We start from the raw sequence: 12671 nt of genomic DNA, 5'->3' as shown, positions 1-12671 counted from the left end.
GCGCTGTGCCAAACTGCTACGATTTGCGCTCCTGGAGCGAGATGAAGAATCGTTAGACGATGGCGGAAAGAATCGGAAAGTACAAAATCATCCGTCCCCTCGGCAAAGGGGCGACGGCGACCGTCTATCTTGCGCAGGATCCCGATTCGCAGCGTGAGGTAGCGGTCAAGCTGATCCGTTTTGGCGGAGAGAACGCCGCTGTTTCTCGCCGCTTGCGCAAACTTTTCCAGACCGAAAGCTCGGTTGGCCGCCGTCTCGATCATCCGAACATCGTCAAAATCTACGACGCGGCGGTCGAGGACGATCAGGCGTACATCGTGATGGAGTATGTGGATGGCACTTCACTGGAGCAGTTTTGCGCCATCAACAAGCTCCTGCCGATGCACCGCGTCATCGGAATCATCTTCAAGTGCTGCCTGGCGCTCGATCATGCGTTCCGGCAAGGTGTCGTGCATCGCGACATCAAGCCGGCGAACATCCTGATCGACGCCGATGACAACCCGAAAATCACCGATTTCGGTCTGGCGCTCAACCTGCACAAAAACGCGCATGTCGATTCGACGTTCGTCATGGGCGTCGGCTCGCCGGCCTACATGTCGCCGGAGCAGATCAAGGATTACCCGCTCAACCAGAAAACCGACCTGTATTCGCTCGGCGTGCTGTTGTTCCAGTTGCTGACGGGACGCTTGCCGTTCCGGGCGCAGAATCAGGGGGCGTTGGTCTATAAGATCGTCAATATGGATGCGCCGTCGGTGTGTGCGCTCAATCCGAACCTGCCGGCCGGGCTTGAGCCGATTCTGAAGAAGGCGCTCGAAAAGGATCTCTACAACCGTTACCGCAACGGGGCCGCGTTCGCCAAGGATCTGTCGACGGTTCGTTATCAGATGTACGACGAGAATGCCGCCGCGCAGGACACGTCGCACTTCGAGATCCTGCGCCAATTGCCGTTCTTTCGCGATTTCGAGGACATCGAGTTGTGGGAGGTGCTGCGCATCAGCGTCTGGCGCGAGTTTTCCGAGAAAGTGGCGCTGATTCGCGAGGGCGACAAGAACCGGATTTTCGGCGTGATCGTGAAGGGTTTCGTCGAAGTGTCGATCGATGGGCGTTCGCTGTGCCGGCTCGGTTCCGGCGAGGTGGTCGGGGAAATGACCTTCCTCCATCCGACCGAGACGACGCGGATGGCGACGGTGGTGACGCTCGAACCGACCCGGTTCCTCGAAATCAACAGCGCGGCGCTGGAATTGAGTTCGGACGAGGTGCAGGAGCGTTTCCGCAAAACGCTGATGATCAGGATGCTTGAACGGTTGCGCGGAGCCAACCAGGCATTGGCAAAACTGGGACCGCCGGCCGTTCAGGGGCGGGGCACCGGCACGGTGCTCGAGCTGGCGCCGCCCTGAACGTCTGGCTCAAACGGTGAGGTCGACCTGCTGGACGGTTCCGGCCGCGCCGCTTTCCTGCAAATAAATCCCCGTTGTCCGGACATGGCCCTGTAGACCGTTGCCGCTGTCCTTGATGTCGAACGGCGTCGCAACGCGCTCCAGACTGATCGCACCGACGTTGGCTTCCTTCATCGCCGCGAGCCGGTCGTTGCCGTCGCCATCCTTCGTCCAGACGGCGAGTTTTTCGAACGCGGCATCGTTTTCATCGATCCAGCCGTTGCTGTCGGCGTCGAGCCGGGCCAGTTCGGCAAAACCATCGCCGGTCAGCGCGCCGAACAGTTCGGCGCCGCTCGTGATTGCGCCGTCGCCATTGCGGTCGAAGGCGAGGAAGCCGCTCCCCTGCGTCACGAAATTGATTTGTTCGGCGGTCTGACCATCCGCATTCAGATCGAAGGAAAAGCGCTGGTCGGTCAGCTGGGCGGCGTTGCCGTTGAAATTGATCACCAGCGGGTCTTTGGTCTGCCGGGCATCGCCAAGCCGCAGGCTGATGTTCGATTCTTCGTGGTAGACGCGCGACATCGATAACGACATGGCAAAGCGGATTTCCTGGCCATCTTCGGTGCGGACGATACCGGCGGCGGCAAATTGCGTGCTTTCGCTCTCGGTGTAGCTCTCGTGGCGGTCGTATTCGATGCCATAACCGGCGCTCGGCGTGTTGCTGGCCGGAGGATTTGCGCCGCGTGCCGGGGCGTAGGTTTCGTTGTCGCCTTGTCGCTCGCTGGCACTGAAGACGCGCGGCTCTTCGCCGGTGAGCACGGCGATCATGGCCCGGATGAGTCTCACGATCGGGTCGTTCTCGGCGGCCTCGAAGCCTTCCTCGATGGCGTTGGCTTGATTGCTTTCGGCCGCTTGTGCTGCATCGGAAATATCGACGGTGTCGGTATTCAGAGGGTTGGTGGCGAGTGTCGAACTGAGCGCCGCAATGGCGGAGAGTTTTTCTGTTTGCGCATCATTGCGGCCGTTTGTGGCGTTGCCAGCCTCCCGGGGGCGGGCATTGCCAACCCAGGCGCGCAGCGATTCGCTGACTTCATGTCGTTGGAACGACGAATGGCTGGCTTCCAACTGCAACGCTGAACTGCTTATTCTCACGGCGACCTCCTGTTTCTGTAAATCCGCGTAAGGCTTTAACGGATGAAGGTGCCGATGCTTGAGTAAATTTTAGGCAGCGTTAGTCTGGCCAGCCATTGAGATGCTTCTGGATCAAGCCGGACAAGGCGCGAATCCAGGCATCGTTTTCGTTGAGGCAGGGGATGTAGCGGTAACTTTTTCCGCCGGCGCCGAGGAAGGTTGTCTTGCCTTCGATGGCGATTTCCTCGAGCGTTTCGAGGCAGTCGGCGGGGAAGCCGGGGCAGAGGATATCGACGTGCCGGATGCCCTGGCCGGGGAGTTGCTGAAGTGTCTGCGCGGTGTAGGGTTGCAGCCATTCGGCGCGGCCAAAGCGTGACTGGTAACAGATTTGATAATCGCCGTCGTTCAGGTTCAGAGCTTCGGCGAGGCAGCGGCCGGTGCGCACGCATTCGTCGCGGTAAGTGTCGCCCTTGTCGATGGCAAAACGCGGGATACCGTGGAAGCTCATCAGTAAACGACTGCCGGGTTCGGGCCGGCCGTTCGTCTGCCAGAAACTGCGCACGCTGGCGGCGAGGGCCGCGATATAACCGGGGTCGTCCGCGAAGCTGCGGACAGTGCGGATTTCGGGCTGGCTGCGTGCCGTCCGCATCCAGCCGAAGGCCGCGTCGAATGCCGTGGCGGTGGTGCTCGCCGAGTATTGCGGGTAGAGCGGCAGCAGCAGAATGCGGGTGCAGCCGCTTGCCTTCAGGCGGTCGAGCACGGCCGGGATCGACGGGCTTCCATAGCGCATCGCGTAATCGACGACGAGCGATTCGCCGTCGGCGCCGAGATAGCCGCGTAGCAGCTTGGTTTGCCGTTCGGTATGGACCTTGAGCGGCGAGCCTTCGGGCATCCAGACCGAAGCGTATTTCTTTGCCGAGCGTGCCGGGCGCAGGTTGAGGATGATGCCGTTGAGTATCGGCCACCAGAGCAGCTTGGGAATTTCGACGACGCGCGGATCGGCGAGAAATTCCTTGAGATAGCGCCGCACGGCGGGCGTGGTCGGTTCGTCCGGGGTGCCAAGGTTGATCAGCAGGACGCCCGTCTTGCCCCCATTTTTGCTGCCTTGGTGCGCGGGTTCGGGAAGGAGTCCGGACATCAGGCGCTGGCCTGGTAAGTGAGCGCCGATGAGAGGAGCTTCGCGGTGATGTCAACGATCGGGATCACGCGCTCGTAGGCCATCCGTGTCGGTCCGATGACGCCCAGCGAGCCGACGATCTGGCCCTCGACTTCATAGGGCGCGGTGACGACGCTGCATTCGTCGAGCGGCGCCAGCCCCGATTCGCCGCCGATGAAAATCTGGATACCGTCGGCGCTGTGCGACGAGTCGAGTAGTTGCATGAGCGCGGTGCGCTGCTCGAACAGGTCGAACAGTTCGCGCAACCGTTTCATGTTCGACGAGAACTCCTCGACTTCGAGCAGGTTGCGTTCGCCGGAGATGACGAAATGTTCGCTGCCGTCGTTGAGCGCTTCGTCGCTGGCGGCCAGCGCTTTGGCCATCAGATCCTGCAGGTCGCCGCGCAGGCGGAGCACGTCTTCCTTGACGCGCTTGCGGATGTGCTCGAAGTCATGGCCGGCGAAATACTGGTTCAGGTAGTTGCTGGCCGAGGTCAGCTCGGCCCCCGAATAGGGGCGTTCGGTGAACAGAATGCGGTTCTGTACGTCGCCATCGGTCGTAACGATGATGAGCAGGAGGCGTTTCTCGGACAGCGCGACAAACTCGATCTGCCGGATCTTGACCGACTTGCGGCGTGGCGCCAGCACGACGCCGGCAAAATGGGTGAGTCCGGACAGCAGCTGCGAGGCGTTGCTGATCAGCAGCTGCGGCTGTGACGGGTGTAGCCGCCCCTCGATGGCGTGGATCTTCTCGGTCTCCAGCGGCTGCACGGTGAGCAGGCTATCGACGAAAAGCCGGTAGCCGCGCGGCGTTGGAATCCGTCCGGCCGAGGTGTGCGGGCTGGCGATGAAGCCGAGGTCTTCGAGGTCGGCCATGACGTTTCGCACCGTGGCCGCCGACAAATCAAGGCCCGAGAATCTGGAAAGCGCGCGCGAGCCGACCGGTTGACCGTCCGCAATGTAGCGTTCGATCAGGGTTTTGAGCAGTGTTCTGGCGCGGTCGTCGAGCATGGTGGGCGATTTTACAAAATAAAGCGGAAAGCAGACATGTGACTCGGGGAAATGCGGGAGGTTGCCTATTCCCTCGCCCGACGGTCACGGAGTCTGTCCTCGTGCGTGTGGACAGAAGGCAGATGATATCGCTCCGCAATCTCCGGCGTGCAACTGTCGGTGTGCGAATTTATGGTTTAATTCCGCCCCATGGATGAAATTTCTCTACCTCGTTCCGCGTGCCAGAAGGTTGTGCCAAAAACCGTTGCGCTGATCGGAAAGTATCAAAGCCGCGAAATCTCGGAATCGCTCTGTCTGTTGGGGCGCTGCCTCGAAGAGCGCGGCCTGCGGGTGATCGTCGAGGAAGTGACGGCGAGTATTTCCGAATCAACCGACCTCAAGCGCTGGCAAAGCGGCGATTACGCGCGTATCGGCGAGCAGGCCGATATGGCGATCGTCCTTGGCGGCGACGGCACGATGCTCAACGCGGCGCGCCAGCTTGCCCGCTACCGTGTTCCGCTGGTGGGGGTGAACCAGGGCCATCTCGGTTTCATGACCGATATCGCGCGGAACGAGATGCTGACCTGCATCGACGATCTGCTGGGCGGGAAATTCATGCCCGAGAACCGGATGATGCTGGCCGGTGAAATCAAGCGCGGCGGCGAGACGATTGCCACGAATCTCGCGTTGAACGAGGTCGTGGTGGACAAGGGGGCGATCGGTCGTTTGATCGAATTCGAGCTGCGCATCGATGGCGAGTTTCTTTTCAATCTGCGTTCGGACGGCCTGATCGTGTCGACGCCGACGGGGTCGACCGCCTACTCGTTGTCCGCCAACGGTCCGATCATGCATCCGCGCGTTGGCGGCATCCTGCTCGTGCCGCTGTGCCCGCATTCCCTGACCAATCGGCCGATTCTGGTCGGCGATGAAAGCGAACTGGAGATCCGCATCTTGTGCGCCCAGGATTCGCGCGTGCACTTCGACGGGCAAGTGACCTTCGATCTTCGTCCTGAAGACTCGATTCACCTCCGGCGTTCCGAATACTCGATCTGCTTCCTGCATCCGCCCGGCTACAGTTATTTCGCCATGCTGCGCGAGAAACTGCACTGGAACAAGCAGCCGAGAACTCCCTGAATTCCTGACTGAAGACTGGGCCGTTCGATGCTTCGCCGTCTGAACATTCGCGATTTTGTGCTGGTTGATCAACTGGAGCTTGAATTTGAAGCAGGCTTCTCCGCATTGACCGGCGAAACCGGGGCCGGGAAGTCCATCCTCGTCGATGCGCTGGCTTTCGCGCTCGGCGAGCGGGCCGATAGCGGGCTGATCCGTTCCGGCTGTGAGCGGGCCGAGGTGAGCGCCGAATTCGACCTCGCGGATTCGCCCGCAGCGACGGCCTGGCTGCGCGAGCACGATCTTGATTGCGAGGACGGTCTGCTGTTGCGCCGTATCGTGGATAACAACGGGCGTTCGCGTGCTTACCTCAATGGCTCGCCGTCGACCGTTCAGCAATTGCGCGAAGTGGCCGAGTCGCTGATCGATATTCATGGGCAGCATGCCCACCAGTCGTTGCTGCGTAACGATGCCCAGCGTCTCCTGCTCGATTCCCACGCGCGCCTGCTGCCGCTGGTCAATGATGTGGCGGCGGCTTGGCGCTCATGGCGCGAGGCGAAGTCCGCACTGCTGGCGGCCGCGACGGGGGCGGAGACGCTGCAGCAAGAGCGGGAACAGTTGGAGTGGCAGGTCAGGGAGCTTGAGCGTCTCGGCTTTTCGGTCGAAGAATGGGAATCGCTGAATGGCGAACACAAACGCCTTGCCCATGCGGCCAGTCTCGCCGAGGGAACGCGTTTTGCGCTGGGGGCGCTGGCCGAGGATGACGGCGCTTGCGAAGTCCAGCTGGAGGCCGTGGTCAGCCGGATCGACAGCCTGGCCGGATTCGATCCGGCCTTGGGCGAGGTGGCGGCGCTGTTGCAGTCGGCGCAGACGGAACTCGCCGAGGCTGTATCGGAATTGCGGCGCTATGCGGATCGTGTCGAGCTCGATCCGGAGCGGCTCGGCGACGTCGAGCGCCGCATCGAGGCGATCCACGATTGTGCGCGCAAATACCGTGTGTTGCCCGAAGAGCTTCCCGCCTTGCTGACACGTTGGCAGACGCGCCTGTCCGACCTCGGCGCGGCGGCCGATATTGAGGCGCTGGAACGACGGGTCGAGACGGAGCGACGGAAATATCTGGAACTGGCGCAGCGCTTGTCGCAGCAGCGGGCCGAGGCGGCCGAAGCGCTGGGGGCCGAGGTGAGCCGCTTCATGCAGCAACTGGCGCTGGGCGGCGGTTGTTTCGAAATTGCGCTGGTTCCGATCGAGGAAGGAAGTGCGAACGGGCTTGAACAGGTCGAATTCCGTATCGCCGGCCTGGCTGGCAGCGTGTCGCGCCCGCTGGCGAAAGTGGCGTCCGGCGGCGAGTTGTCGCGGATCAGTCTGGCCATCCAGGTGGTGACGAGCAAGGAAGCGAGCGTGCCGACGCTGATTTTCGACGAGGTCGATGTCGGCATCGGCGGCGGCGTTGCCGAAGTCGTTGGCCGTCTCTTGCGCGAGTTGGGTGGCGAACGGCAAGTGCTGTGCGTGACACACTTGCCGCAAGTGGCCGCACGCGCCAATGCGCAATGGCAGGTGAGCAAGCAGAAACAGGAGGGCGACGTGCGTAGCCGCGTCGTTCGTCTCGACGATGCTGGAAGAGTCGAAGAGATCGCGCGCATGCTCGGCGGCGTCGAGATTACCGGGATTACCCGGCAGCACGCGCGGGAAATGCTCGGTCTGGGCTGATTTTCTTCGCTTGTCTGCGTTCTGATTCTTCCATCTGTGTTGTTTTCCCGGGATTCAAGTTTATGAGCAAGCTTTTTCTGGCGCCCATGGAGGGGCTTGCCGACTGTGTGCTGCGCGACGTGCTGACGCGCGTCGGCGGCTACGATGGCGTGGTGACCGAATTCGTCCGCGTTTCCGGGTCGGTCTTGCCGAATCGGACTTTTCAGCGCATTGCTCCCGAGTTGAACAATGCCAGCCGGACGCGCGCGGGAACGCCGGTTGTCGTGCAGCTTCTGGGGAGCGATCCGGAGTTGATGGCGGCCAATGCGGAGCGTCTGGCCGCGCTGGCACCGGCCGGCATCGACCTGAATTTCGGCTGCCCGGCACCGACGGTCAATCGCCATGGCGGCGGGGCCATGCTTCTGGAAGAGCCTGAGCGTTTGTTCCGGATCGTCTCGGCGGTTCGGCAGTCAGTGCCAGCGACTATCCCCGTGACGGCGAAGATGCGGCTCGGGGTGCGCGATACCCAAAAAACCGTGGCGTGCGCGTTGGCGCTCGAAGCGGGTGGGGCGGTTTCGCTGGTGGTTCATGCGCGTACCAAGGTCGAGGGGTATAAGCCCCCCGCCCATTGGGAATGGATTGCACGCGTGCGCGAAAGCGTCAGCATTCCGGTAGTCGCGAACGGGGAAGTCTGGTCGCCCGAGGATTATGAGCGCTGCCGCGCCGTGAGCGGTTGCCGCGACGTGATGATCGGGCGCGGGGCGGTGGCCGATCCTTTTCTGGTGCGACGGATCAAGGCGAAATTGGCTGGTGAAGTCAGTGAAGTCGGTGAACCTGATCGCCGCGACGACTGGCTCGAATTGAAACCGTTGTTGGCGGAATTCTGGCGGCTGTTCCTGGGGCGGGTCGAGCCGCGCTATGTGCCGGGACGGATCAAGCTCTGGTTGGGGGCGTTGCGCAACACCTTTCCGGAGGCCGAGTCGTTGTATGGCGAGGTGCGCACGGCGCACAAAGTGGACGACGTGGTACGTGTGCTTGGTTTGCATGGTGTCGTCGTGTCGTCGGAGCGCGAGCTGTCCTGAGGAGTTTTTAGCTGTGTACGCCAATTCCCGAATTCCGACGAGTGCCCAAACCGGCATTCATGACCATCTTCCTGTGTTGCTCGAGCGCCATCGCTCGGCGCCGTTTCGCAAGCCGTATGCCGATTACAACCGGGTGGCGTTCGAGGAGAGTTTCCGTCGCTGGCAGAAAATCGCTCCCGCCGCGCCTCTGATTCTCGATTCCTGTTGCGGCGTCGGGGAGAGCAGCGTTGCGCTGGCCAAGGCTTACCCGAACCATTATGTGATCGGCGTCGATCAGTCCGCATCGCGCTTGAGCCGCAATTCCGGGGGTTGGCCCGGAGCGGCCGATCTGCCGGAAAACCTTGATCTGGTACGCGCCGATCTTGTCGATTTCTGGCGGTTGATGCGCGACGCAGGGCTAAGGCTGGATCGTCACTATCTTCTTTATCCGAACCCTTGGCCAAAAATCGGCCATCTGTCGCGCCGCTGGCATGGGCATCCTGTTTTCAGCGACATGCTGGCGCTGGGTGGCGTGCTTGAATGCCGGAGCAACTGGCCAATTTACGTCGAAGAATTCTGCTTTGCCGTCCATTTTTTGACGCAAAAAACGGTGACGTGCGAGCCATATCAGACTGGGCAGCCGCTTACGCCCTTCGAGCGCAAGTATCTGGACTCGGGGCACCCGCTTTTTCGGGCGATCGTTCATCTCGGCTGAAAGGTTTGCCGTCGCGTGACGTCTGGGGGACAATCCCGGCCCGTGCTTTTTGGATTGGCGGTCTCGTGTCGGATTTTGCCTGTTTGAGTTGCGGTGCATGCTGTGCCGCCTTTCGTGTCGATTTTCATCGTGATGATCTGGCGTCGCCTGAACGGGCGGGGGTGCCGGAAGCGATGACGGTCCCGCTGACGGCGACGTTGGTTCGCATGCGCGGTACCGACGAAGCGCCGCCCCGTTGCGTTGCGCTGGAAGGCGAAATAGGGGGCGCGGTGCACTGTGCCATCTACGAACAACGCCCCGGCCCCTGCCGGGATTTTGCGCCGTATGCGCCGCTGGGCATCGGCGACGATGCCTGTGACCGGGCGCGATGCCGTTATGGCCTGCCGCCGCTGGCCCTGTGAAAGGAAAATATGTCGATTGTTTTAGAGGTGCGAGGTGACTATATCCAGCTCGACCAGTTGCTGAAAACCACCGGGCTTTGTCATTCCGGCGGTTTTGCCCATGCCGAAATCGAGGCGGGCAGGGTGACGGTCGATGGCGTAGTCGAGAGCCGCAAGCGGGCGAAGCTGCGACCAGGGCAGTCGGTCGGCTACGCTGGCGAGGTTGTTGAGTTGGTGGCTGAACACGCCACCTAAGGGTGGTCCTTGCGCTGATAAAGGCGTAAGGGCTGCGTCAAGGCGTGTCCGGATTCGCAGTTTTTTCTTTTCAGATTCTTCCGAAAAATCATCATCCTTTGTGCTGTCTCCCGGGCGGGCTTGAAGTACAATACCGGCCCCGAATTCAGGTTTCTTCTTACCCGTTGTTTTTGTTTAATTGAAAGGACGTTTCCATGCTGGAATCTTATCGTGCCCACGTCGCTGAACGTGCCGCGCTCGGCATCCCGCCGCTGCCGCTGTCCGCCAAGCAGACCGAGGAACTGATCGCTCTGCTGAAGAACCCGCCGAAGGGCGAAGAGCAGACGCTGGTCGAGCTCATTACCTACCGCGTTCCTGCTGGTGTGGATGATGCTGCCAAGGTCAAGGCCGAGTTCCTGGCTAAAGTGGCCAAGGGCGAAGAATCCTGTGCCCTGATTTCCCGCGCCAAGGCCACCGAACTGCTGGGCACCATGCTCGGCGGTTACAACGTCAAGCCGCTGGTTGACGTGCTGGGCGACGCTGAAGTCGGCGCTGTTGCCGCTGAAGCGCTCAAGAAGACGCTGCTCGTTTTCGATTACTTCAACGACGTCAAGGCGCTCGCCGACAAGGGCTGCACCAACGCCAAGGGCGTGATCCAGTCCTGGGCCGATGCCGAATGGTTCACCTCGCGTCCTGAAGTTCCGGCCAGCCAGAAGCTGACCGTTTTCAAGGTCACCGGCGAAACCAATACCGACGACCTGTCGCCGGCTCCCGATGCAACCACCCGTCCGGATATCCCGATGCACGCGCTGGCCATGCTCAAGAACCCGCGTCCGGGTATCGAGCCTGAGCAGCCTGGCGTTCGCGGCCCGATCCAGCATCTGGCTGATCTCGCCAAGAAGGGCAACCTGATCGCCTACGTCGGTGACGTGGTCGGTACCGGTTCGTCGCGCAAGTCGGCGGCCAACTCCGTGCTGTGGTGGACCGGTGAAGACATCCCGTTCGTCCCGAACAAGCGTTGCGGTGGCGTGACCCTCGGTAGCAAGATCGCTCCGATCTTCTACAACACCCTCGAAGATTCGGGCGCTCTGCCGGTTGAAATCGACGTCAACCAGATGGAAATGGGCGACGAGATCGAGCTGAAGATTGATGCTGCCACGACCAAGGTTGTTGCGCTCAAGAACGGTCAGGTTATCGCTGAATCGCAACTGAAGACCCCGGTGATTCTGGACGAAGTCCGCGCTGGTGGCCGTATCCCGCTGATCATCGGCCGTGGCCTCACCGCTCGCGCCCGTGCCGCGCTGGGTCTGCCGGCTTCGACGCTGTTCAAGACGCCGCAAGAACCGGCCGATACCGGCAAGGGTTACACCCTCGCTCAGAAGATGGTTGGCCGCGCCTGTGGTCTGCCGGAAGGCAAGGGCGTTCGTCCGAACGCTTACTGCGAGCCGAAGATGACGACCGTTGGTTCGCAAGATACCACCGGCCCGATGACCCGCGACGAACTGAAGGATCTGGCTTGCCTCGGCTTCTCCGCTGATCTGGTCATGCAGTCCTTCTGCCACACCGCTGCTTACCCGAAACTGGTCGACATCAAGACCCACCGCACCCTGCCAGGCTTCATCAGCACCCGTGCCGGTGTTGCCCTGCGTCCGGGCGACGGCGTTATCCACAGCTGGCTGAACCGCATGTGTCTGCCGGATACGGTCGGTACCGGTGGCGACTCGCACACCCGTTTCCCGATTGGTATCTCCTTCCCGGCCGGTTCGGGTCTGGTTGCCTTTGCTGCTGCCACCGGCACGATGCCGCTCGACATGCCGGAATCGGTTCTGGTCCGCTTCAAGGGCAAGATGAACGACGGTATCACCCTGCGTGACCTCGTTAACGCCATTCCGCTGCAAGCCATCAAGCAAGGTCTGCTGACCGTCGAGAAGAAGGGCAAGAAGAACATCTTCTCCGGCCGCATTCTCGAAATCGAAGGCCTGCCAGATCTGAAGGTTGAACAAGCCTTCGAACTGACCGACGCTTCGGCCGAGCGTTCCGCTGCTGCCTGTACGGTTCAGCTGAACAAGGAACCGATCATCGAGTACCTGCGTTCGAACATCACGCTGCTCAAGTGGATGATCGCCAACGGTTACAGCGATGCCAAGACGCTGGCCAACCGTGTCAAGGCTATGGAAGCCTGGATCGCCAAGCCCGAACTGCTGAAGGCCGATGCCGATGCAGAATACGCGGCCGTGATCGAGATCGACCTCGCCGACATCAAGGAGCCGATCGTTGCTTGCCCGAACGATCCGGACGACGTCAAGCTGCTGTCCGAAGTCGCCGGCACCAAGATCGACGAAGTGTTCATCGGTTCGTGCATGACCAACATCGGCCACTTCCGCGCAGCCGGTAAGGTTCTCGACGGCAAGACCGACATCCCGACCCGTCTGTGGATCGCTCCGCCGACCAAGATGGATGCCGCAATCCTGACCGAAGAAGGCTACTACGGCATCCTCGGCAAGAGCGGCGCCCGCATGGAAATGCCGGGTTGCTCGCTGTGTATGGGTAACCAGGCACAGATCCGCAAGGGCAGCACGGCGATGTCGACCTCGACGCGTAACTTCCCGAACCGTCTCGGTATCGACACCAACGTCTTCCTCGGTTCCGCCGAACTGGCTGCGGTTTGCTCGCTGATGGGCAAGATTCCGTCGCCGGCTGAGTACATGGAGCAGGTCAAGGCTGTGAATGCCAAGGCTGCCGACGTGTATCGCTACATGAACTTCGACCAGATCGAAGAGTTCAAGGAAGCCGCTGAAACCGTGAACATCTAATCGTTCCGCGTAAGCACTTG

The 12671-nt window shown here is 61.3% G+C and carries 11 protein-coding genes; 8 read left to right on the top strand and 3 right to left on the bottom strand.

Annotated elements, in window-relative coordinates; translation table 11 throughout:
* The first annotated feature begins 59 nt into the window (after positions 1-59).
* Positions 60-1397: a protein kinase domain-containing protein gene (locus GH659_RS01305; RefSeq protein WP_153108904.1), complete on the top strand. Its 1338-nt coding sequence runs from the start codon at positions 60-62 to the stop codon at positions 1395-1397.
* Between the two features lie 9 nt (positions 1398-1406).
* Here the strand turns inward: GH659_RS01305 and GH659_RS01300 are convergent, their stop codons facing one another.
* The 3 genes from GH659_RS01300 to hrcA all read right to left on the bottom strand — a co-directional run bounded on the left by GH659_RS01300 (position 1407) and on the right by hrcA (position 4673).
* Positions 1407-2528, bottom strand: coding sequence for a VCBS repeat-containing protein (locus GH659_RS01300; protein ID WP_153108903.1), 1122 nt, complete (start codon positions 2526-2528; stop codon positions 1407-1409).
* Positions 2529-2607: 79 nt separating this feature from the next.
* Positions 2608-3645, bottom strand: coding sequence for a ferrochelatase (gene hemH, locus GH659_RS01295; protein ID WP_153108902.1), 1038 nt, complete (start codon positions 3643-3645; stop codon positions 2608-2610).
* Positions 3645-4673 carry a heat-inducible transcriptional repressor HrcA gene (gene hrcA, locus GH659_RS01290; protein ID WP_153108901.1) on the bottom strand — a complete coding sequence of 343 codons (1029 nt, stop codon included), beginning with the start codon at positions 4671-4673 and terminating at the stop codon, positions 3645-3647. The genes hemH and hrcA overlap by 1 nt, the downstream gene beginning before the upstream one ends.
* Positions 4674-4904: 231 nt before the next feature.
* Between hrcA and GH659_RS01285 the strand changes: the two genes are divergently transcribed.
* From GH659_RS01285 to GH659_RS01255, 7 genes are all read left to right on the top strand, one after another.
* Positions 4905-5786, top strand: coding sequence for an NAD kinase (locus GH659_RS01285; protein ID WP_246167613.1), 882 nt, complete (start codon positions 4905-4907; stop codon positions 5784-5786).
* A gap of 27 nt (positions 5787-5813) precedes the next feature.
* The gene (gene recN, locus GH659_RS01280; protein ID WP_153108899.1) at positions 5814-7469 is read left to right on the top strand and encodes a DNA repair protein RecN; all 1656 of its coding nucleotides are present in this window, start codon (positions 5814-5816) and stop codon (positions 7467-7469) included.
* Between the two features lie 62 nt (positions 7470-7531).
* Positions 7532-8530: a tRNA dihydrouridine synthase gene (locus GH659_RS01275; protein WP_153108898.1), complete on the top strand. Its 999-nt coding sequence runs from the start codon at positions 7532-7534 to the stop codon at positions 8528-8530.
* Positions 8531-8543: 13 nt separating this feature from the next.
* Positions 8544-9224, top strand: coding sequence for a tRNA (guanine(46)-N(7))-methyltransferase TrmB (trmB, locus tag GH659_RS01270; RefSeq protein ID WP_246167611.1), 681 nt, complete (start codon positions 8544-8546; stop codon positions 9222-9224).
* 83 nt (positions 9225-9307) lie between these two features.
* On the top strand, positions 9308-9625 hold the full coding sequence (locus GH659_RS01265) for a YkgJ family cysteine cluster protein (protein ID WP_246167610.1): 318 nt from the start codon (positions 9308-9310) through the stop codon (positions 9623-9625).
* A gap of 9 nt (positions 9626-9634) precedes the next feature.
* Positions 9635-9859, top strand: coding sequence for an RNA-binding S4 domain-containing protein (locus GH659_RS01260; protein WP_153108895.1), 225 nt, complete (start codon positions 9635-9637; stop codon positions 9857-9859).
* Between the two features lie 194 nt (positions 9860-10053).
* Entirely contained in the window at positions 10054-12651 is a 2598-nt protein-coding gene (locus tag GH659_RS01255; protein WP_153108894.1) for a bifunctional aconitate hydratase 2/2-methylisocitrate dehydratase, read from the top strand.
* Positions 12652-12671 lie beyond the last annotated feature (20 nt).

The organism is Propionivibrio limicola (assembly GCF_009469695.1).
GTDB classification, from domain to species: domain Bacteria; phylum Pseudomonadota; class Gammaproteobacteria; order Burkholderiales; family Rhodocyclaceae; genus Propionivibrio; species Propionivibrio limicola.
The sequence above is the reverse complement of the archived record's forward strand: the minus strand, read 5'-3'. Positions and strand labels throughout refer to the sequence as shown.

Bases quoted from the DNA above. Each gene is read 5' to 3' on its own strand.
- GH659_RS01305 (WP_153108904.1), top strand. From the start codon at position 60: ATGGCGGAAAGAATCGGAAAGTACAAAATCATCCGTCCCCTCGGCAAA.
- hemH (WP_153108902.1), bottom strand. From the start codon at position 3,645: ATGTCCGGACTCCTTCCCGAACCCGCGCACCAAGGCAGCAAAAATGGG.
- hrcA (WP_153108901.1), bottom strand. From the start codon at position 4,673: ATGCTCGACGACCGCGCCAGAACACTGCTCAAAACCCTGATCGAACGC.
- recN (WP_153108899.1), top strand. From the start codon at position 5,814: ATGCTTCGCCGTCTGAACATTCGCGATTTTGTGCTGGTTGATCAACTG.
- GH659_RS01275 (WP_153108898.1), top strand. From the start codon at position 7,532: ATGAGCAAGCTTTTTCTGGCGCCCATGGAGGGGCTTGCCGACTGTGTG.
- GH659_RS01260 (WP_153108895.1), top strand. From the start codon at position 9,635: ATGTCGATTGTTTTAGAGGTGCGAGGTGACTATATCCAGCTCGACCAG.
- GH659_RS01255 (WP_153108894.1), top strand. From the start codon at position 10,054: ATGCTGGAATCTTATCGTGCCCACGTCGCTGAACGTGCCGCGCTCGGC.